This is a genomic window from Aquipuribacter aurantiacus (genome assembly GCF_051216895.1).
In the GTDB taxonomy this organism is placed as follows: Bacteria; Actinomycetota; Actinomycetes; order Actinomycetales; family JBBAYJ01; genus Aquipuribacter.
The window spans coordinates 116,142-137,306 of sequence record NZ_JBPKAO010000009.1 but is presented as its reverse complement, the minus strand read 5'-3'; the positions used below and the strand labels follow the sequence as shown (position 1 = coordinate 137,306).

14 protein-coding genes and 1 tRNA gene are annotated in these 21,165 nt (G+C 74.1%); 6 read left to right on the top strand and 9 right to left on the bottom strand.

What is annotated here, in order from left to right:
* Window positions 1-44: 44 nt before the first annotated feature.
* The 5 genes from rpmE to ACR80Q_RS13255 form a co-directional block, all read right to left on the bottom strand.
* On the bottom strand, window positions 45-272 hold the full coding sequence (rpmE, locus tag ACR80Q_RS13275; protein WP_435378103.1) for a 50S ribosomal protein L31: 228 nt from the start codon (window positions 270-272) through the stop codon (window positions 45-47).
* A 118-nt stretch (window positions 273-390) separates the two neighbouring features.
* Window positions 391-2,760, bottom strand: coding sequence for a transcription termination factor Rho (gene rho, locus ACR80Q_RS13270; protein WP_435378102.1), 2,370 nt, complete (start codon window positions 2,758-2,760; stop codon window positions 391-393).
* Window positions 2,761-2,946: 186 nt separating this feature from the next.
* A complete protein-coding gene (locus ACR80Q_RS13265; protein WP_435378101.1) occupies window positions 2,947-3,894 on the bottom strand; it encodes a homoserine kinase in 948 nt (315 codons plus the stop codon).
* Complete coding sequence (gene thrC, locus ACR80Q_RS13260; protein WP_435378100.1) at window positions 3,891-4,973, bottom strand: threonine synthase; 1,083 nt, start codon at window positions 4,971-4,973, stop codon at window positions 3,891-3,893. The genes ACR80Q_RS13265 and thrC overlap by 4 nt, the downstream gene beginning before the upstream one ends.
* Window positions 4,974-4,980: 7 nt before the next feature.
* Window positions 4,981-6,282: a homoserine dehydrogenase gene (locus ACR80Q_RS13255; protein WP_435378099.1), complete on the bottom strand. Its 1,302-nt coding sequence runs from the start codon at window positions 6,280-6,282 to the stop codon at window positions 4,981-4,983.
* Window positions 6,283-6,396: 114 nt separating this feature from the next.
* Between ACR80Q_RS13255 and ACR80Q_RS13250 the strand changes: the two genes are divergently transcribed.
* Window positions 6,397-8,304, top strand: a complete 1,908-nt coding sequence (locus tag ACR80Q_RS13250; RefSeq protein WP_435378098.1) for an HNH endonuclease signature motif containing protein — start codon at window positions 6,397-6,399, stop codon at window positions 8,302-8,304.
* 60 nt (window positions 8,305-8,364) lie between these two features.
* Here ACR80Q_RS13250 and lysA read toward each other — a convergent pair whose 3' ends face one another.
* A complete protein-coding gene (gene lysA / locus ACR80Q_RS13245; protein WP_435378097.1) occupies window positions 8,365-9,786 on the bottom strand; it encodes a diaminopimelate decarboxylase in 1,422 nt (473 codons plus the stop codon).
* The gene (gene argS, locus ACR80Q_RS13240) at window positions 9,783-11,453 is read right to left on the bottom strand and encodes an arginine--tRNA ligase (RefSeq protein ID WP_435378096.1); all 1,671 of its coding nucleotides are present in this window, start codon (window positions 11,451-11,453) and stop codon (window positions 9,783-9,785) included. Before argS ends, lysA begins: the two co-directional genes overlap by 4 nt.
* 75 nt (window positions 11,454-11,528) lie before the next feature.
* Between argS and ACR80Q_RS13235 the strand changes: the two genes are divergently transcribed.
* Together ACR80Q_RS13235 and ACR80Q_RS13230 are read left to right on the top strand one after the other, a co-directional pair.
* Window positions 11,529-11,600 (top strand) — tRNA-Arg (locus tag ACR80Q_RS13235).
* Window positions 11,601-11,655: 55 nt separating this feature from the next.
* Entirely contained in the window at window positions 11,656-12,510 is an 855-nt protein-coding gene (locus ACR80Q_RS13230) for a CPBP family intramembrane glutamic endopeptidase (RefSeq protein ID WP_435378095.1), read from the top strand.
* A gap of 17 nt (window positions 12,511-12,527) precedes the next feature.
* Here the strand turns inward: ACR80Q_RS13230 and ACR80Q_RS13225 are convergent, their stop codons facing one another.
* On the bottom strand, window positions 12,528-13,592 hold the full coding sequence (locus ACR80Q_RS13225) for a M15 family metallopeptidase (RefSeq protein ID WP_435378094.1): 1,065 nt from the start codon (window positions 13,590-13,592) through the stop codon (window positions 12,528-12,530).
* A gap of 181 nt (window positions 13,593-13,773) precedes the next feature.
* Window positions 13,774-15,237, bottom strand: a complete 1,464-nt coding sequence (locus ACR80Q_RS13220; RefSeq protein ID WP_435378093.1) for a GuaB1 family IMP dehydrogenase-related protein — start codon at window positions 15,235-15,237, stop codon at window positions 13,774-13,776.
* 87 nt (window positions 15,238-15,324) lie between these two features.
* Here ACR80Q_RS13220 and ACR80Q_RS13215 point away from each other — a divergent pair, with 87 nt between their 5' ends.
* From ACR80Q_RS13215 to ACR80Q_RS13205, 3 genes are all read left to right on the top strand, one after another.
* Window positions 15,325-16,299: an ATP-binding cassette domain-containing protein gene (locus ACR80Q_RS13215; protein WP_435378092.1), complete on the top strand. Its 975-nt coding sequence runs from the start codon at window positions 15,325-15,327 to the stop codon at window positions 16,297-16,299.
* Window positions 16,296-17,117: a hypothetical protein gene (locus tag ACR80Q_RS13210; protein WP_435378091.1), complete on the top strand. Its 822-nt coding sequence runs from the start codon at window positions 16,296-16,298 to the stop codon at window positions 17,115-17,117. The genes ACR80Q_RS13215 and ACR80Q_RS13210 overlap by 4 nt, the downstream gene beginning before the upstream one ends.
* Before the next feature lie 127 nt (window positions 17,118-17,244).
* Complete coding sequence (locus ACR80Q_RS13205; RefSeq protein WP_435378090.1) at window positions 17,245-21,147, top strand: multifunctional oxoglutarate decarboxylase/oxoglutarate dehydrogenase thiamine pyrophosphate-binding subunit/dihydrolipoyllysine-residue succinyltransferase subunit; 3,903 nt, start codon at window positions 17,245-17,247, stop codon at window positions 21,145-21,147.
* Window positions 21,148-21,165: the final 18 nt, after the last annotated feature.

Genomic DNA, 21,165 nt, shown 5'->3' with positions numbered 1-21,165 from the left:
CGCCCGCGACCGGTGAGGGTGCGGGCGGGCGCCGTACGGCGGTCCTACTTGGCGTCGGACTCGGCCGGGGCCTTGCCGTAGCGCTTCTGGAACCGGGCCACGCGACCGCCGGTGTCCAGCAGCTTCTGCTTGCCCGTGTAGAACGGGTGGCAGTTGCTGCAGACGTCCGCGGCGATCTTGCCGCTGGTCTCGGTGCTGCGGGTCTGGAAGGTGTTCCCGCAGGTGCAGGACACGGTCGTGAGGACGTACTCGGGGTGGATCTCGGGCTTCATGTCTCTCCTCCTGGGGCGGTCGCCGGGTCGTCAGCCGCGATGGCGGTGCACGTGAACCGGAACCTGGTCGTCAGCAAGTGTGACGCATGGACCGTGCAGGTCCGGACACGTCAATGGCTCAGGCGTCGTCCCTGTTCCCGCCGGGCGAGTTCTTGCTCACCTGCATGAGGAACTCCGCGTTGCTGCGGGACTTCTTGAGCCGGTCCAGCAGCAGCTCGATCGCCTGGTTGGCGTCGAGCGCGCTGAGGACCCGGCGCAGCTGCCACATGATGCGCAGCTCGTCGGAACCGAGCAGGACCTCCTCGCGGCGGGTGCCGGAGGGGTTGACGTCGACCGCGGGGTAGATGCGCTTGTCGGCCAGGTGGCGCGACAGCCGCAGCTCCATGTTCCCGGTGCCCTTGAACTCCTCGAAGATGACCTCGTCCATCTTGGACCCGGTCTCGACCAGGGCCGTGGCCAGGATCGTCAGCGAGCCGCCGTTCTCGATGTTGCGGGCCGCACCGAAGAACCGCTTCGGCGGGTACAGCGCCGAGGAGTCGACGCCGCCGGACAGGATGCGCCCGCTGGCCGGGGCGGCCAGGTTGTAGGCCCGGCCCAGCCGCGTGATGGAGTCCAGCAGCACGACCACGTCGTGGCCCAGCTCGACCAGTCGCTTGGCCCGCTCGATCGCCAGCTCGGCCACGGTGGTGTGGTCCTCGGCGGGACGGTCGAAGGTCGAGGCGATGACCTCGCCCTTGACCGTGCGCTGCATGTCGGTGACCTCCTCGGGACGCTCGTCCACGAGGACGACCATGAGGTGGCATTCCGGGTTGTTGGTGGTGATCGCGTTGGCGATCGCCTGCAGGACGAGGGTCTTGCCGGCCTTGGGCGGCGACACGATCAGCCCACGCTGGCCCTTGCCGATCGGCGCGACCAGGTCGATGATCCGCGTGCTCAGGACACCCGGCTCGGTCTCCAGGCGGAGCCGCTCCTGCGGGTACAGCGGGGTCAGCTTGCCGAACTCCTCGCGGTTGCGCGCCTCGTCGACCGGCTGGCCGTTGACCGCGTCGACCCGGACGATCGCGTTGAACTTCTGGCGACGCTCCTCGTTGGGACGCTCCTGCTTGACCTGGCCGACGACGGCGTCACCCTTGCGCAGGCCGTACTTCTTGACCTGGGCGAGGGACACGTACACGTCGTGGGGGCCGGGCAGGTAGCCGGAGGTCCGGACGAAGGCGTAGCTGTCGAGGATGTCGACGATGCCGGCCACAGGGACCAGGACGTCGTCCTCGCGCACCTCGGGCTCGGAGTCCATGCCCCCGGGACCGCGCTCGCGGCCGCCGACGGGACGGTTGCCCTGCTTGTCGCGCTGACGGTTGCGGCCGCGGCGACGGCGTCCGCCGCGCTCGTCGTCGAACTCGTCCCGCGGGCCGGACTGGCTGCGGTCGTCGTCCGCGCCCAGGTCCTGGGTCTGCTCGCGGCCCTGCTGGTCGCGCGCCGCCCGCTCCATGTCGCGGTCCTGGTTGCGGTCACGGTCGGCGTTGCGGTCCCGGTCGGCGTTGCGGTCGGCGTTGCGGTCCCGGTCGGCGTTGCGGTCGGCGTTGCGGTCCCGGTCGGCGTTGCGGTCCCGGTCGGCGTTGCGGTCCCGGTCGGCGTTGCGGTCCCGGTCGGCGTTGCGGTCGGCGTTGCGGTCGGCGTTGCGGTCCCGGTCGGCGTTGCGGTCGGCGTTGCGGTCGGCTCGGGGACGGTCGCCGCCCCGCGGGGGGAGGTCGGGCAGGATCGGCTCGGCCTTGAGGACCGCTTCCTCGACCGCCGCCTCCGCGTCGCGCTGCGCCCGACGGCGGGCCCGGCTCGGCGCACGCTCGCCGCGGTCGCTCGACGTCCGGTCCTGCTGAGCCCGGTCCTGCTGAGCCCGGTCCTGCTGGCTGCGGTCCTGCTGGCTGCGGTCCTGCTGGCTGCGGTCCTGCTCAGCCCGGTCCTGCTCGACGGGGTCCGGCTGCTGGTCGCGCGACGGGGCGTCGCCCTGCTCCCGCGACACGGGGGTCTCCGGGGCGTTCTCGGCGCCGGGGGCCTCGACGACGACGTCCAGCGTGGGCGCACCGGCCGGCGCGGTCGCCCGGCGGCGGCGGGTCCTGGCCCGCGGTGCCTCCTCGGACGGACCGTCGGTGCCAGCGGTGGGGCTGCTGGGAGCGGGCGTCGTGGACGCCGGCTCCGCGACCGCAGCGTCAGCGGCGTCAGCGACGTCGGTGGCGGCGGGCTCAACGGCCGCAGGGGCGGCGCTGCGCGTCCGGGGGGCAGCACCGTTGCGCGCCTGGGCCGGGGCCGCGGAGACCCCGCCGGACCGCTCGCGCACCGCGCTGAGCAGGTCGGCCTTGCGCATCCGGCCGGCGCCGGGGATACCGAGCCGGGCGGCGACCGCCTGCAGCTCGGCGACCTTGAGGCCGCTGAGGTCAGCAGGGGTCTGGGCGCCGGGCGCGGATGCAGCCACGGCGTCGTGGGTTTCGGTCACGAAGATCATTCCTTCGGATTGGCCGCCGGCCGCATGAAGGGCCGAGCGGTGTGGGGCAGCCTGGCGGAGCTCGAGTCCTGGAGGTGTCGGAGACAGCTCCGGGAGCACAGGCACGACGGCTGCGGGACGGCGTCAACGAGGTCCGACAGACCCCCGCCGTGCTGGCAACGGTAGCACCGCGCCCGCTCAGGCGAGGACTGTTGCGCGCACCGGCGTGCCCACCCCGTGGGCCCTCACCGACCACCCCTCGCCCGCCGCTGCGGCGACGGTGCCGAGGTCGCTGCCCAGGCAGATCAGCGACGGCCCCGCCCCCGAGACGGCCGCCGCCACCCCCGCGGCGCGCAACCGTGTGAGCAGCTCGTGGCTGCGCGGCATGGCCCCGGCGCGCTGCAGCTGGTGGATGCGGTCCTCGGTGGCGGGCAGCAGCAGGTCCGGCACCCCGCGCAGGGCCTGCACGAGCAGACCCGTGCGGGCGCCGGTGAACGCCGCGTCGGAGTGCGGGACGGTCGCGGGGAGCAGGGACCTGGCGACCTCGGTCATGAGCACCTCGGCAGGCACGCAGGTGACGACCTCGAGGTCCGGGGCCACGTCGAGCGCCGCCGCGCGGTAGGTCGAGCCGTCCGACCAGGCCAGCACCGCACCGCCCAGGACGCTCGCGGCCGCGTTGTCGCCGTGCCCCTCCGCCGCCGACGCGGTCGCGACCAGCCACTGCGTCCGGTCCAGGTCGTCGACCTGCTCGGCGTCCCCGTGGACCAGGGCCCAGGCGGCGGTCAGGCCGGCGACGATCGCCGCCGCCGACGAACCCAGGCCTCGTCCGTGAGGGACGACGTTGGTGCAGTCCAGCTCCAGGTCGACCAGGTCCGCACCGGCCCCCAGACCGGCCAGGCCACCCCGCACCCAGCGGGCCACCAGGTGACGCTCGTCGAGGGGGACCTCGTCCGCGCCCTGCCCCGTGGCCCGGACCACGGTGCGGGGAGCCCCGGGGTCCGCGGCCGGACGGCAGGACACCGTGGCCTCGTCGCGCAGGTCGAGGGCGAGGCCGACCGCGTCGAAGCCCGGCCCGAGGTTGGCCGAGGACGCCGCGACCGAGACCGAGACCGTACGAGGACCGAGCGGCTGGTGCCCCTGGCTCATCCCAGGCCCAGGGCGTTGGCCACGTCGACGACGTCGGCCTGCACGCGCGTGGGTCGGACGTCGTCGCCGTCGGCACCCTTGAGCGCCCACTGCGGGTCCTTGAGGCCGTGCCCGGTCACGGTGCAGACGATGCGCTGTCCGGGGTCGACCTCGCCGGCCTCGTGCGCGGCCAGCAGCCCGGCGACCCCGGCGGCGGACGCGGGCTCGACGAACACGCCCTCACCGGCCGACAGCCACCGGTGCGCGGCCAGGATCTGCTCGTCGGTGACGGAGCGGATGTGACCGCCGGACTCGTCGCGGGCGGCGACGGCCTGCTCCCAGGAGGCCGGGTTGCCGATCCGGATCGCCGTGGCGATCGTCTCGGGCTCGTCGACCGGGTGACCCAGCACGATCGGGGCGGCGCCGGCGGCCTGGAACCCCCACATCCGGGGCCGGTGCGTGGCCGGGCCGTCGGAGGCGTACTCGGAGTACCCGCGCCAGTAGGCCGTGATGTTGCCGGCGTTGCCGACCGGGAGGCAGTGGATGTCCGGGGCGTCGCCCAGGATGTCGACGACCTCGAAGGCCGCGGTCTTCTGGCCCTCGATGCGGGCGGGGTTGACGCTGTTGACCAGCTCGACCGGGAACGCCTCGGACAGCTTGCGCGCCACCATCAGGCAGTCGTCGAAGTTGCCGTCGACCTGCAGCAGCGTCGCCCCGTGGGCGATGGCCTGGGCCAGCTTGCCCATCGCGATCTTGCCGTCCGGGACCAGCACGGCGCAGGTGAGGCCGGCCGCGGTGGCGTAGGCCGCGGCGGAGGCCGAGGTGTTGCCGGTGCTCGCGCAGACCACCGCCTTGGCGCCGTTGGCGACCGCGACGGTCATGGCCGTCGTCATGCCCCGGTCCTTGAACGAGCCCGTCGGGTTGCAGCCCTCGACCTTGAGCCACACCTCGCAGCCCGTGGTCTCCGACAGCCGGTGGGCCCGGACCAGCGGCGTCCCGCCCTCGGCCAGGGTGATGTCCCTGGCACCGGGAGCGAGCGCCCCCACGATCGGCAGTCGGTCCCGGTACTCCGGGATGACACCACGCCACGGTGCGGCCATCAGCTGCTCACTCTCCTTCGACGCGCATGACGGACGTGACGTCCAGGACCGCTTCCAGGCCCGCCAGGTCGGCGACGGTGTCCGACAGCGCCGTGTCGGCGGCGACGTGGGTGACCACCACCAGCTCGGCGGTGCGGTCGTCGCCCTCACCCTGCGCCTGCTGGCGGACCTGCTCGATCGACACCCCGTGGGCGGCGAACGCGTCGGCGACCCGGGCCAGCACGCCCGGGCGGTCCGCCACCTCCAGGCGCACGTGGTACCTCGTGGTTACCCGGGACATGGGCAGCGCGGGCAGGTCGGCGTAGGCGGACTCCCCCGGCCCGCGGCCGCCGTGGACCCGGTGCCGGGCCACGGCCACGACGTCCCCGAGGACCGCGCCGGCGGTGGGGGTGCCGCCCGCGCCCGGGCCGTAGAACATCAGCTCGCCCGCGGCCTCGGCCTCGACGAAGACGGCGTTGAAGGGCCCCCGCACGCCCGCCAGCGGGTGGCTGCGCGGCACGAAGGCCGGGTGCACCCGCACCGTGACGCCCTCGGGCCCGTCCGGACCGGCCGGCACCCTGGCCCCGATCGCCAGCAGCTTGACGACGCAGTCCATCCGCCGGGCCGCCGCGACGTCGGCTGCGCTCACCGCGGTGATGCCCTCGCGGTGGACGGCCTCGTTGGGGACCCGGGTGTGGAACGCCAGGCTGGCCAGGATCGCGGCCTTGCTGGCGGCGTCGTAGCCCTCGACGTCGGCGGTCGGGTCCGCCTCGGCGTAACCCAGGGCCTGCGCCCGCTCCACCGCGTCGCCGAAACCGGCGCCCGTGGTGTCCATCTGGTCGAGGACGTAGTTGGTCGTGCCGTTGACGATGCCCAGGAAGCGGGTGACGCGGTCACCCGCCAGCGACTCGCGCAGCGGCCGGATGAGCGGGATCGCCCCGGCCACGGCGGCCTCGTAGTACAGGTCGACGTCGGCAGCGGCCGCGGCCTCGAACAGCTCCGGACCGTGCTCGGCCAGCAGCATCTTGTTGGCGGTCACGACACCGACGCCGCGGCGGAACGCCTCGTGCATCAGCGCGCGGGCGGGCTCGATGCCGCCGATGACCTCGACCACGACGTCGGCCCGGGCCAGGAGGCCCTCGGCGTCGTCGGTGAGCAGGGCGGGGTCGATGCCGGGCCGGGGCCGGTCGGGGCGGCGCACGGCGATCCCCACCAGCTCCAGGGGTGCACCGATGCGGGCCGCGAGGTCGTCGGCCTGCTCGTTGAGCAGCCGCGCCACCTCGGAACCCACCACTCCACAGCCCAGCAGGGCGACACGGACCGGATCCACGGGGGCAGTCTGTCAGCCGTCGTGGGCACCCGTGGCGGGCGGTCGCATCACGGTCAACCGGCGGCCCCCCTCGGCCTCGCAGTTGTGTCCGGCCTCCTCCGTAACGTCGTCCGCATGTTCGACCTGGGGGACCTGCCACCGCTGCTGGAGCGGTTGCGTGCGGCGGCCGGGTCCGAGGGGCCGGACCGCGCAGCCGTCGAGACGATGGCGGCCGCGAGCGCGCTCGCCTGCTGGGCCGAGGCCGTGTCCCTGCACGCGACGGCCTGCCTGCGCGACCTGCGCCTCCGGGACCAGGCCGACCTCGCCGCGGAGCTCGGCGGCTGGGACGCGGTGGCGGACCGCGGCGGCCCCTGCGACGGGGACGAGGTGGACCGGTTCACCGCGGTCGAGGTCGCCGCCGCACTGGGGGTGTCGACCTGGACGGCGCGGGACCGGGTCGGGCTGGCGCTCGACGTCGTCACCCGCCAGCCCGACCTGCTGCAGGCGATGCGGGCCGGTGTCGTCGGCGTCGCGCACGCCCGAGCCGTGCGGGACGCCCTGGACCCGGTCACCGACGACACCGTCGCCGGTGCGCTCGTGTCGGGGGTGCTGGCCACCCGCACGCAGACCGCTCGGCGCCACGACCTGCCGATGCGCCTGGGCGCGCTGGGCACCCCGGCCGAGCTCGCGGGGCACGTCAGGCGTGACGCCGCCCGGGCGGGGGTCGACGCCGCGGCCCGGTGCCGGGCGGCCCGAGCCCGGCGACGCCTGGGCTCTTGGGTCCTGCCGGACGGGATGGCCGCCCTCCAGGTCGTGGGACCCGCTGTGACCGTCGCCGCTGCCGTGGCCGCGGTGGACCGCCGAGCGCGGGACGCGGTCGACGCCGCCCGGGCGGCACGAGCGGCGCCGGTCGCAGCGGACAGCGGGGACGCAGGGCGCGCCGACGCCGGCGGGGACGCAGCAGCCGGCGGGGACGAGGTGCCGACCTTGGACCAGGCCCGGGCCGATGCCGTCCTGGAGGCGCTCACGGGGTCACCGGACCTCGAGCGGCTCCCCGGTCACGTGGGTCTGGACGTCATGGTGCTGGTGCCGCTGGAGGTGCTGACCGACGTCGCGGGGTCGTGCGCGTCGACCGCGGCAGGGCCCGGGTCCACTGCCGGGTCCGGGTCCGCCGCCGGGTCCGAGGCCGGGCTTGCTGCCGCCGCCGGGTCCAAGGCCGCTGCCGGGTCCGGGGCCGCTGCTGAGGCCGCTGCCGGGGCTGCTGCCGGGGCTGGGGCCGCTGCGGCGCGCGGGCCCGCAAGGCCGTCCGGGGGGCCGCCCGCGGAGCTGCCAGGCCTCGGCCCGCTGCCGGACCTCGTGGCCCACGCCGTGGTGGCGGCCGCCCGACGGGTCCGGGTGGCCGGGCTGGACCGGGAGGGCCACGTGGCCACCCCGTGCAGCGACCACGCCCCCGCTCGCCGTCCGGACGAGCTCCCCGCCCCTGCGGCACCCGCACCTACGGCACCAGCACCAGCACCAGCACCTGCACCTGCACCTGCACCTGCACCCAGAGCGACGGACGGATCGCCACCGCCACCGCCACCGACGACGCCACCGCCACCGCCACCGACGGCCGGATCGGTACCCGTCGCCACGGGACCGCCGGACCTGGTCCTCCCACCCGCGGACGACCCGCCCGAGCACACCGACTGCGCTGGTGACCACCCCGCGGCCGACGTGTACCGCCCCGGCGCCGCGCTGGACCGTGCCGTCAGGGCCAGGGACGTGACGTGCCGCTGGCCGGGCTGCCTGGCCCGCGCCGCCCGCTGCGACCTGGACCACACGGTGCCGTTCCCGGACGGCCCCACGGCCGGCTGCAACCTGGCCTGCCTGTGCCGGCTGCACCACCGGGCCAAGCATCGGGCCGGCTGGCTGGTGCGGCAGGGTCCCCTGGGCCGTCTCGACCTGGTGAGCCCCACGGGCCGGGTCCACGTCACCGAGCCCACGACCTGGCACCGACCGCGGCCGGGCCCCGGTGACGACCATCTCATGCCGTCCCGATGACCCACCCTGCCGACGGGGCGTGTGAGCCCGGGGACGCCGGGCGCCACCCCAGGAAGGGCACTACCCCAGGTCGAGCGCGAGCAGGTCGTCCTCCGTCTCGCGCCGCACCAGCACCCGGGACTCCCCGTCCCGCACGGACACCACCGGCGGCCGCGGCACGTGGTTGTACTGGCTGGCCAGGCTCCGGCAGTAGGCCCCCGTGCCGGGCACCGCGATCAGGTCCCCGCGGCGGACGTCGCCGGGGAGGAACTCGTCGCGCACCACGATGTCGCCGCTCTCGCAGTGCTTGCCGACCACGCGGGCCAGCACGGGCGGCGCGTCGGAGGTCCGGGAGGCCAGCGTGCAGGAGTAGTCCGCGTCGTACAGCGCCGTGCGGACGTTGTCGCTCATCCCCCCGTCGACGCTCACGTAGGTCCGCTCGCCGCCGCCGTCGAGCCGGATCGGCTTGACCGTGCCCACCTCGTACAGCGTGAACGTCGTGGGCCCGACGACGGCCCGACCGGGCTCGACGCTGATCCGCGGCACGTCGACCCCGGCGGAGGCGCACTCCGCGGCGACGACCTCGGCCAGCCGGGCGGCGATGTCGGTCACGGCCATCGGCCGGTCCGTGGAGGCGTAGGCGATGCCGAAGCCACCGCCCAGGTCCATCTCGGGCAGCGTGGTCCCGTGCTCCCGCCGGACGGCGGCCTGCAGCCCGACCAGCCGCCGGATGGCGATCTCGAAGCCGGCGGGGTCGAAGATCTGCGACCCGATGTGGCTGTGCAGGCCCCGCAGCTCCAGCTCCGGGCGCGACAGCACGTCCGCGACCACGCCCGCCGCGACCCCGTCCGACAGGGCCAGGCCGAACTTCTGGTCCTCGTGGGCCGTCGCGATGAACTCGTGGGTGTGGGCCTCGACGCCGACGTTCACCCGCACCATCACCGGTGCCCGGACGCCCCGGGCACGGGCCAGCTCCGCGATCCGGGCGGGCTCGTCGGCGGAGTCCACCACGATCCGGCCCAGACCGTGCTGCAGGGCCCGGTCGATCTCGGCGTCGGACTTGTTGTTGCCGTGCAGCGTCATGTGCGCCGGGTCCAGACCGGCCCGCAGCCCGACCGCCATCTCGCCGCCGGTGGTCGTGTCCAGGCGCAGGCCCTCCTCCGCGACCCAGCGGGCCACCGCGACGGACAGGAACGCCTTGCCGGCGTAGTACACGTCGGCCCCGCCGCACAGCCCGTCGAAGGCGTCGTCGAAGGCCTCCGCGTAGGAGCGGGCCCGGGTGCGCAGGTCCAGCTCGTCCAGCACGTAGGCGGCGGTGCCGTGCTCGGCGGCCAGGTCCAGGACCGACACGCCACCCACCCGGAGCGCGCCGTCCGCTCCGCGCTCGACCGTGCGCGCCCACAACCCCGGGAGCAGGGCGTTGACGTCCTCGGGCGTCCGCAGCCAGTGCGGCGCCGGGGCCAGCGCCCCGGCGTGCATGACCCCGGCCTCGTGGGCCCTCACATCCGCTCCGGCGCGCCGACGCCGAGCAGGGCCAGCCCGTTGGCCAGCGCAGTCCGCACGGCGTCGTTGAGCCACAGCCGGGTGCGCTGCACGTCGGACACCTCCTCGACGGACCCGTCCCGGGCGACCGACGGCACGACGCGACGCTGGTCGTACCACTTGTGGTAGGTCCCGGCGAGCTCCTCGAGGTAGCGCGCCACGCGGTGCGGCTCGCGCAGCGCGGCCGCCTGGGCCACCACGCCGGGGAACTGCGCCAGCGAGGCCAGCACGACCTCCTCGCTGTCGTGGTCCAGCAGGGCGGCGTCGAAGCCGTCCTCGCGCCGCACCCCGGCCGTCGCGGCGTTGCGGGCGACGTTGGCGGTCCGGGCGTGGGCGTACTGCACGTAGAAGACCGGGTTGTCGTTGGTCTGCCTGACGAGCAGGTCGAGGTCGATGTCGATCGCGGAGTCCGCGCTGGAGCGAGCCAGCGCGTACCGGGCCGCGTCCACGCCGACCCCTTCGACGAGGTCCTCCATCGACACGACGGTCCCCGCCCGCTTGCTCATCCGGACGGGTGCGCCGTCCTTGACCAGGTTGACCATCTGCCCGATGAGCACCTCGACCCGGTCCGGGTCGTCACCGAACGCCGCGGCGGCCGCCTTGAGCCGGGCGATGTACCCGTGGTGGTCCGCGCCCAGCATGTAGATGGCGAGGTCGGCGCCGCGCCGCCGCTTGTCGCGGAAGTACGCCAGGTCGCCGGCGATGTAGGCAGGCTGCCCGTCGGACTTGATGACGACCCGGTCCTTGTCGTCGCCGAACTCGGTGGACCGCAGCCACCACGCACCCTCGGCGAAGTAGAGCCGGTCGGAGCCCTTGAGCTCCTCCAGCGCCGCCTCGACCGCGCCCGAGGCGTGCAGGGAGTCCTCGTGGAAGTAGACGTCGAAGTCGACCCCGAAGTCGTGCAGGCTCTTCTTGATCGCCGTGAACATCAGCTCGACGCCCTCGGAACGGAACACCTCCTGGGCCTCGTCCTCGGGCAGGTCGAGGACCTCGCGCCCCCGACGGGCCATGACGTCCGACGCGATCTCCTCGATGTAGGCGCCGCTGTAGCCGTCCTCCGGCGCCTCCTGGCCCCGGGCACGGGCCAGCAGGGAACGGGCGAACCGGTCGATCTGGGCGCCGTGGTCGTTGAAGTAGTACTCGCGGACGACCTCGGCCCCGCAGGCCTGCAGCACCCGCGCCAGGGAGTCGCCGACCGCGGCCCACCGGGTCCCGCCCAGGTGGATGGGGCCCGTGGGGTTGGCGGAGACGAACTCGAGGTTGACGACCTGTCCGGCCAGGGACGAGTTCCGGCCGTAGTCACCACCGGCCTGCACCACGTCCCGGGCCAGCGCCCCCGCGCTCGCGGTGTCCAGGCGCACGTTGAGGAACCCGGGCCCTGCGACGTCCACGTTCTCGATGCCCTCGACGGCCCGCAGCCGCCCGGCGAGCAGCTCGGCCACCTCCCGCGGCGGGCGGCCCGCGGGCTTGGCCAGCTGCAGGGCGACGTTCGTGGCCCAGTCGCCGTGGTCACGGTTGCGGGGGCGTTCCACCGTCACCGCCGCGGGCACGTCGACGGCGAGGTCACCGGCCTCGACGGCCTCGAGCAGGCAGGTGCGAACAGCGTCGGCGAGGGTCTCCGGGGTCACGGTCGACAAGGGTACGGGCGCGGTCGGTGCGGGCCGTCCGCCCTCTGCACGGCTGCTAGCATCGGCACGTCCTGGGCCCCCGTAGCTCAGGGGATAGAGCACTGCCCTCCGGAGGCAGGGGCGCAGGTTCGAATCCTGCCGGGGGCACCCAGATCGGTACCGCCGCACGACACCTCTCCCCGTCTCGGCCAGACTGCGGGACATGACGACGGGGACAGCGACGACCGGCACACCGACCGCCGAGGTGTCCGGGACCCCCGGCCAGCTGGCCTCCGCCGCCCTGGTCTGCGGCTCGGCGGTCGCCCTGTTCGGCTTCGAGGAGCGGGTCGTCGGCTACCCGATGCTGCTGGCAGGGCTCGTGCTCGCGTGGGCGGTCGGGCGGGGCGGAGACGGCCGGCTGCTGCGTCACCTGGCCCTGATCGCGACCTCGCTGTTCGTCATCAGCCTCATCCCGCTCAAGGCGGACCTGAGCAACGAGGCCATCCTGCGCTTCGCGGTGGTCCTCGGCCTGGCGGTGCTGATCCCGCTGGTCGTGTCGCGCCGGCTCTGGCACGAGGACATCATCCAGTTCCCGGTGCGCACCGGACGGCCCTGGAGCCGGTTCGAGTGGGGATACCTGCTCCTGGTGGTCGTGCTGGGCTATCTGGTGCTGCCCGTGTACTTCATCTCCTCCGGGGCCTACCTCAACTGGCCGGCCATCAGCACACCGGACGAGATCACCCGGCTCTTCGTCGGCGTCAACGCCGTCGGGCTGTGGGACGAGCTGTTCTTCATCTGCACGGTGTTCGCGCTGCTGCGGCAGCACTTCTCGTTCCACCAGGCCAACGTGCTGCAGGCCCTGGTGTTCGTGTCGTTCCTCTACGAGCTGGGCTACCAGTCGTGGGGGCCGCTGCTGACCATCCCGTTCGCGCTGCTGCAGGGGTACATCTTCAACCGCACCAAGTCGTTCCTGTACGTGCTGGTCGTCCACCTGAGCTTCGACGTGATCATCTTCGGGGTGCTGGTCCACGCCCACAACCCGCAGTGGCTCGACGTGTTCGTCACGGCGCCGGGCTGAGGCCCCTCAGCGCCGGTTCACCACTGGCCTTCGGTGTACTCCCAGTGCCACGGCTCGTAGGGGCCACCGCCACCGCGCTGGGCCCAGCGGGGGTTCTCGAAGCCGTGCTCGGCGGCGTTCTCCCGCAGCCAGGTGTAGGCGGGTCCGGCCGACTCCACGCCGCCGCACAGGTCCACCGCCAGGCCGTAGCCGTGCTCGCTGGTCCCGGCCCGCGCGGCCAGCCCGGGCTTGCGGGCCCGCAGCGACTGCTGGGCGGCGTAGGAGCGGTAGCCGTCGGTGATGCAGATGTCGCGGCCGAACTCGGCCCGGTACTCCTCGTTGAGCAGGGCCAGCGACACCGCCGCGTCAGCCCGGATCTCGCTCGTGCCGTCCCACAGCGTGCACAGGAAACGCTCGTCGATGTCGCCGTTGGCCTGCGCGACCTCGGGAGGGACCCCGTCACAACCGGGCAGCAGGGTCCGCTCCCCCGCCCGTGAGGCCTCGTCCTCGGCGCTCACCCGCAGCAGGCCGTCCTCGTCGGCCACGAGCGCGGACCCGCTCCGGAGGTCGGTGAGCACCGTCGCGGCCTCCGCGGCGACCGGGACCTCCTCACGGACGAACTGCTCCACCGCGCCCGCCGACGCCGGGACGTCCTCGGCCGAGGCGTACCCGGCGATGGCGGCGACCAGGGCACCGACGACCAGCAGCTGGGGGACGCGGCGCCACGCGCTGCCCCGCTCCCGGGTGGGCGCGAGGGGGACGACGTCGGTGACCCGGGAGGCCAGGGGCGTGGGACGCGGCGCGACGTCGTCGACCCAGCTGTCGTCACCGCCCTCCAGGACGTGGTCCGGCAGCAGGTCCGCGACCGGGGGCGCCACCGGGGGCACGACGGGGCGCACGACGGGGGGCACGACCGGGGGCACGCCTCCCTGCTCCGCCTCGGCCTGCCGACGGCGCTCGCGCAGCTGCCGCCGAGACACCGGCTGCGTCTCGGGCTCGTAGGGCCCCGTGGACCCGTCGGCACCCGCGGCGAGGGCACGCTCGGCCTGGCGCAGCGACCGCCGCGACGGCAGCGAGCGGTCGTCGGGGCGCGGCAACGGCACGTGTTCTCCAGTCGTGTCGTGCCCGGGGAGGCACGGTGGTCGAGACAGGGGGTTTGGTTCCGGACGTCGAGGGGTACGACATCAGGCCCGGGGTCACGACAAGGTAACGACGGTGGCGTCCCTCATCAAGTCCGGGTTCGTCCGTATCGCCAGGCCTGTCCCGTTGCGTCCGGTCCTGCCCTCACCACCCTGCGGGCAGCGGCCGGCCCTCGTCGTAGCCCGAGCGGGACTGCACGCCCAGCACGGCGCGATCGGCGAGCTGGGCCAGGTCGCCCGCCCCGACGTAGGCGCAGGCCGAGCGCAGCCCCGCCGTGATCTGGTCCAGCAGGTCCTCCACCCCCGACCGCAGGGGGTCCAGCCGCATCCGCGAGGAGGAGATGCCCTCCTCGAACAGGCCCTTCCGGGCCCGCTCGAAGGGGGAGTCGTCCAGGGTGCGTGCCGAGACGGCCCGCTTGGACGCCATCCCGAAGCTCTCCTTGTACTCCCGGCCGTCGGCGTCGACCTGCAGGTCCCCCGGGCTCTCGTAGGTCCCGGCGAACCAGGACCCGACCATCACCTGGCTGGCCCCGGCGGCGAGCGCGAGCGCGATGTCCCGGGGGTGGCGCACCCCGCCGTCCGCCCAGACGTGGGCGCCGACGTCGCGGGCGGCCGCGACGCAGTCGAGCACGGCCGACAGCTGCGGCCGGCCGACCCCGGTCATCATCCGGGTCGTGCACATCGCCCCCGGCCCCACCCCGACCTTGACCACGTCGGCGCCGGCGCTGACCAGGTCGCGCGCCCCGTCGCCGGTGACCACGTTGCCCGCGACGAGGACGACCTCGGGCCCGGCGGCCTCCCGCGCCGCCTGCACCGCGGCCAGGGCCCGGTCCTGGTGCCCGTGGGCGGTGTCGACCACCAGCACGTCGACCCCCGCCGCGATCATCGCCCGGGCGCGTCCGGCGACGTCGCCGTTGATGCCCACGGCCGCGGCCACCCTGAGCCGTCCCGCCGGGTCCAGCGCCGGGGCGTAGATGGTCGAGCGCAGCGCCCCCAGCCGGGTCATCACCCCGACGGGCCGACCGCCCGCCGACGCGTCGACGACCGGCGCGAACTGGCGCCTCGCCGCGTCCAGCAGGTCGAAGGCCGCCCGAGGCCCCTGGGCCCGGACGGTCTCGGCGTCCAGGGTCACGGGGTCGGTACTCATCACGTCCCGCACCGGCGTGTAACGGTCCACGCCGCGACAGTCCGCGGCCGTCACGACCCCCAGCAGGCACCCGTCGTCCGGGTCCACCACCACGGCCGCCCCGTGGGCCCGCTTGGGCAGCAGGTGGAGCACGGTGAGGACGACGTCGTCGGGGCCGACCTCGACGGGGGTCTCGAACACCGGGTGGCGCGTCTTGATCGAGGCCACCACGTCGGCCAGGACGTCCATGGGGGTGTCCTGCGGCAGCACCGCCAGCCCGCCGCGCCGGGCCATGGTCTCGGCCATCCGACGGCCCGTGACCGCGGTCATGTTGGCCACCACGACCGGCAGCACCGCCCCGGTGCCGTCCACGGGCCGCAGGTCGACGTCGAAGCGGGACCCGACTGCGGAGCGGGAGGGGACGAGGAACGCGTCGTCGTAGGTCAGGTCGTGGGGGGGCTGGTGCCCGGGCAGGAATCGCACCCGGGAAGTGTGGACCACGCCGAGCCCGGTGACAGGTCCTCCGCGAGGTCCCCGGCCCGACGTCGGGCGCTCGGTAGGGTCGTGATCATGCAGTCGACAGCCCCCGGGGGGCGGCACGCAGCACTGACGGCCGGCGGTCCTCACGCGGGGAGCAGGATCCTCGCCGACGGCCTGACCAAGCGCTTCGGGTCGGTGCGCGCCGTCACCGACGTGTCGTTCGCGGTCGAGCCCGGTCAGGTGACGGGGTTCCTCGGGCCCAACGGCGCCGGCAAGACCACGACGCTGCGGATGGTGCTGGGCCTGGTGCGCCCGGACTCCGGCACCTCGACCGTCGACGGCGTCCCCTACCGGGACCTGCGCGCGCCGCTGAGCACCATCGGGGCCGCCCTGGACGGCACGGGGGCCAACGGTGGCCGCACCGGCCGGGACCACCTGCGCTGGGTGGCCGCCGCGGGTGGGCTGCCGGTCGGACGCTGCGACGAGGTGCTCGACCTCACCGGTCTCTCCGACGCCGGACGGCGCAAGGTGGGCGGCTACTCGATGGGGATGAAGCAGCGGCTCGCCCTGGCCACGGCCCTGCTGGGCGACCCGGGCGTGCTGGTGCTCGACGAGCCCGCGAACGGCCTCGACCCCGCGGGGATCGCGTGGCTGCGCGGGTTCCTGCGCACCCTGGCCGACGAGGGACGCACGGTGCTGGTGTCCAGCCACGTCCTCAGCGAGGTCGAGCAGACGGTCGACCACGTCGTCGTCCTCGCCGCCGGCCGGGTGGCCTACGCCGGCGACCTGCCGGGGCTGGCCGGTCCCCCCGGGGTCCTCATCGACGCCCCCGACCGGGCCGCCCTCACCACGGCGCTCGGCGCGGCCGGGCTGGCTGCGCAACCGGACGCGGGAGGGGCGCTGCTGGTGCACCGCGGACCCACCGGGCAGGAGGTGACGGCGGCCGAGGTCGGTGCGGCCGCCGCGTCGGCCGGGGTGGCGCTGTCGCACCTGGCCCCCAACGCCCAGCGGCTGGAGGACGCGTTCCTGAGAACGGTCGCCCGGGCCGAGGGGGGGCAGCCGTGAGCGCGACGGGAGGCACCCTGGCCGCGGCGGTGCGGGCCGAGACGGTGAAGGCGACCACCACCTGGGTGTGGTGGGGACTGCTCGCGATCGCGCTGGCGCTCGTGGCGATGAACGTGGGGCTGTTCGCGGCGCTCGCCCCGGCGGACGCGGGTGCGGCCGAGCTGTTCCCCCTGCCCCTGGTGACCGAGGTCGAGGGGCAGCTGGCCGTCGTCGGCGGCGGGTTCCAGGGCGGGTACCTGCTGGCCGCGGTGCTCGGCACCCTGATCGCCACCTCCGACCACCGCAGCGGCACCATCGCCCCCACCTACCTGGCCGTGCCCCGCCGGGGCCGGGTCGCCGTGGCCAAGGCCGTCGTGGCCGCCGGGCTCGGGCTCCTGTACGGCGTCGCGGTCCAGCTCGCCTCCCTGCTCGTCACGGCCGTGGTGCTCGCCGTGCGTGGCGTCGACCTGGTCGGCGCCGACGAGCTGGCCCGGCCGCTGCTGCTCGGTGTCCTCGGCACGGCCGTGTGGGCGCTGATCGGCCTGGCGTTCGGGCTGCTGGTCCGCCAGCAGGTGGTGGCCCTGGTGGCGCTGGTCCTCGTCGTGTTCCTGCTCGACCCGCTCGCCGGGTTCGTCCTGACGGGCGTGGGCGAGGTGGGCGGCGTCGACCTCGAGGTCGTCGGGTCGTACCTGCTCACCAACGCGTCGACCGCCGTCGTCGAGGGGTTCACCGGCTCGGAGCTGCTGCCCTGGTGGGGCGGGCTGCTGGTGCTGCTGGCGTGGGCGGGCGCGCTGGGGGTGCTCGGCTGGCGCACCACGTCGCGTCGGGACGTGACCTGACGGGGTGACCCGCACCACGCGGGCGTCCCACCGGTGCTCGTCCAGGGCCCGGGGCGCCCGGACGGGGCTAGGCTGACCGGAGCGTCCGACCACGCCCAGCATCACGAGGAAGTAGGCGAAGCACGCCGTGCCACAGCAGACCCCGGCAGACGACCCGATGACGGGTTTCGGACCCAACGAGTGGCTCGTGCAGGAGCTGCAGGAGGCCTACACCAAGGACCCCGGCAGCGTCTCCCCCGAGTGGCGGGAGTTCTTCTCCGACGGACCCGCCGACCACCCCTCGGACGACGACGGTGACGGTGAGCCGGGCGAGCCGACCCGTGCCCGTCCGGACGCCGAGCCCGCGGCCGGCAGCAAGCCCTCGACCGACCGCAAGCCCGACGGCAAGCCCGCCGCGGCCGAGTCCGACACGGCCGAGCCCGCCGCCGAGCCCGCCGCCGAGCCCGCCGCCAAGCCCTCCGCCGAGCCCGAGGCCACCCCCGAGCCGGCCCGCCCGGCCGCCACGAAGGCCGAGCCCGCGCAGCGCAAGGAGGCGGCCAAGAAGGCCGCCGCGAAGCCCACGCCCAAAGCCGACCCCGCCTCGGCGGACGAGGTCGCCGAGGCCTCGGCCCCCACGCCCGGCCCCGGCACGACCGACACCGAGGGCGTCCGCCTGCGCGGCCCTTCGGCGCGCGTGGTCACCAACATGGAGGCCAGCCTCACGGTCCCCACGGCCACCAGCGTCCGGGCCATCCCCGCCAAGCTGCTGATCGACAACCGGATCGTGCTGAACAACCACCTGGCGCGCGCCCGCGGCGGCAAGGTGTCCTTCACCCACCTGGTCGGCTTCGCCCTGGTCGAGGCGCTGCGCGAGATGCCCGAGATGAACTGGGCCTACGCCGAGGTCGACGGCAAGCCCGGCGTGATGCAGCACAGCGCCATCAACGTCGGCATCGCCATCGACCTGCCCAAGCCCGACGGCAGCCGGCAGCTCATGGTCCCGGCCATCAAGAACGCCGAGGCCAAGGGCTTCGCGGAGTTCTGGGCCGGCTACGAGGACGTCGTCCGCCGCGCCCGCGCAGGCTCCCTGACGGTCCAGGACTTCGCCGGGGTGTCGGTCAGCCTGACCAACCCCGGCACGATCGGCACGGTTCACTCCGTGCCGCGCCTGATGCCCGGCCAGGGCGCCATCATCGGCGTCGGGGCGCTGGAGTACCCGGCGGAGTACGCCGGGGCCAGCGAGGACACCCTCGCCCGGCTCGCGATCAGCAAGACCATCACGCTGACCTCGACCTACGACCACCGGATCATCCAGGGCGCCCAGTCCGGGGACTTCCTGCGCCTGATGCACCGCAAGCTGCTCGGCGAGGACGGCTACTACGACCGGGTCTTCGCCAGCCTGCGCGTGCCCTACGAGCCCATCCGCTGGGTCCGCGACGTGTCGGTGTCCGACGACGACGAGATCAACAAGACCGCCCGGGTCGTCGAGCTGATCCACGCCTACCGGGTGCGCGGTCACCTGATGGCCGACACCGACCCGCTGGAGTACCGCCAGCGCCGCCACCCTGACCTGGACGTGCAGACGCACGGCCTGAGCCTGTGGGACCTGGACCGTGAGTTCCCCACCGGCGGTTTCGGCGGCAAGCCCGTGATGAAGCTCCGCGACATCCTGGGCGTCCTGCGCAACAGCTACTGCCGCACCGTCGGCATCGAGTACATGCACATCCAGAACCCGGACGAGCGGCGCTGGATCCAGGACCGGGTCGAGCACGGCTACACCAAGCCGGGCCGTGACGAGCAGCTGCGCATCCTCGGCCGGCTCAACGCCGCCGAGGCGTTCGAGACGTTCCTGCAGACCAAGTTCGTCGGTCAGAAGCGGTTCTCGCTCGAGGGCTCCGAGTCGACGATCCCGGTCCTGGACCAGATCCTGTCCGACTCCGCCGACGCCGGTCTCGACGAGGTCTGCATCGGCATGGCCCACCGCGGCCGGCTCAACGTGCTGGCCAACATCGCCGGCAAGACCTACGGGCAGATCTTCGCGGAGTTCGAGGGCCAGCAGGACCCCAAAACGGTCCAGGGCTCCGGCGACGTCAAGTACCACCTGGGCACGGAGGGCACCTTCACCGCGCCGTCCGGGCAGAGCACGAAGGTGTACCTGGCCGCCAACCCCTCGCACCTGGAGGCGGTCAACCCCGTCCTGGAGGGCATCGCCCGGGCCAAGCAGGACCGGCTCAACATGGGCGGGCGCGAGTTCCCCGTCCTGCCCGTCCTCATCCACGGCGACGCGGCGTTCGCCGGTCAGGGCGTCGTGGCCGAGACGCTCAACCTGTCCCAGCTGCGCGGCTACCGCACCGGCGGCACGGTCCACGTCATCGTCAACAACCAGGTCGGCTTCACCACCGCCCCGATGGCCAGCCGCTCGTCGTACTACGCCACCGACGTGGCGCGCATGATCCAGGCGCCGATCTTCCACGTGAACGGCGACGACCCCGAGGCCTGCGTCCGCGTCGCCCAGCTGGCCTTCGAGTTCCGGCAGACGTTCGCCAAGGACGTCGTCATCGACATGATCTGCTACCGCCGCCGCGGTCACAACGAGGGCGACGACCCGTCGATGACCAACCCCCTGATGTACAACCTCATCGAGGGCAAGCGCAGCGTCCGCAAGCTGTACACCGAGTCCCTGATCGGGCGCGGCGACATCACGGTCGAGGAGGCCGAGGCGGCGCTGCGCGACTACAGCGACCAGCTCGAGCGGGTCTTCACCGAGGTCCGCGAGGCCACCAAGGCCGGCTCCGACGAGCAGAAGCGGTCCGGGCTCGAGCGGCCCAGCGCCCAGGAGGACGACGACGCGCAGCCGGAGTCCGGCTACACCACGGCGATCGACGTGGACCTCGTGCACCGGGTCGGCGACGCCTTCGCCAGCCCGCCCGAGGGCTTCACGCCGCACCCCAAGCTGGCCCCGCTGCTGGCCAAGCGCCAGCAGATGGCCCACGAGGGCAGCATCGACTGGGCCTTCGGCGAGCTCATCGCCTTCGGCTCGCTGGTGGCCGAGGGCACGCCGGTGCGCCTGGCCGGCCAGGACTCCCGTCGCGGCACGTTCGTCCAGCGGCACGCCGTCATCATCGACCGGCAGACCGGCGCGGAGTGGGCCCCGATCGGCCAGCTCGGCTCCGGGGCGCGGTTCTGGGCCTACGACTCGCTGCTCAGCGAGTTCGCGGCCATGGGCTTCGAGTACGGCTACTCCGTCGAGCGGCCCGACGCGCTGGTGCTGTGGGAGGCCCAGTTCGCGGACTTCGTCAACGGCGCGCAGACCATCATCGACGAGTTCATCTCGGCCGGTGAGCAGAAGTGGGGCCAGCGCTCCAGCGTCGTCCTGCTGCTGCCCCACGGCTACGAGGGCCAGGGCCCGGACCACTCCTCGGGCCGGATCGAACGGTTCCTGCAGATGTGCGCCGAGGACAACATGACCGTGGCCGTGCCCAGCACGCCCGCCTCGTACTTCCACCTGCTGCGCCGTCAGGCCTACGCCAAGCCGCGTCGCCCGCTCGTGGTCTTCACGCCCAAGTCCATGCTGCGCCTCAAGGCGGCCACCTCGGCGGTGGAGGACTTCACGTCGGGCACGTTCCTGCCCGTCATCGACGACCCCGCGGTGACCACGGGTCAGGTCGACGCAGGTCAGATCGACGAGAGCCAGGTGGACCGGGTGCTGCTGTGCACCGGCAAGGTCTACTACGACCTGGTCGCGGCCCGGGCCAAGCGCGAGGACAGCCGCACGGCCATCGTGCGGGTCGAGCAGCTGGCCCCGCTGCCCGTGCACGAGCTCCTGGAGACGGTCGGCCGCTACCCGGCCGACGCGTCGCTGGTCTGGGTCCAGGAGGAGCCGGAGAACCACGGCGCGTGGACCTTCGTCGCGATGGGCACCCACGAGGCGCTGGGCGGTCGGTCGCTGCACCGGGTGTGCCGACCGGCGTCGGCGTCCCCGGCCACCGGGTCCGGCAAGCGGCACGCCGACGAGCAGGCCCGCCTGGTCGACCAGGCGTTCGCACGCTGAGCGAGCAGGGCACCACCC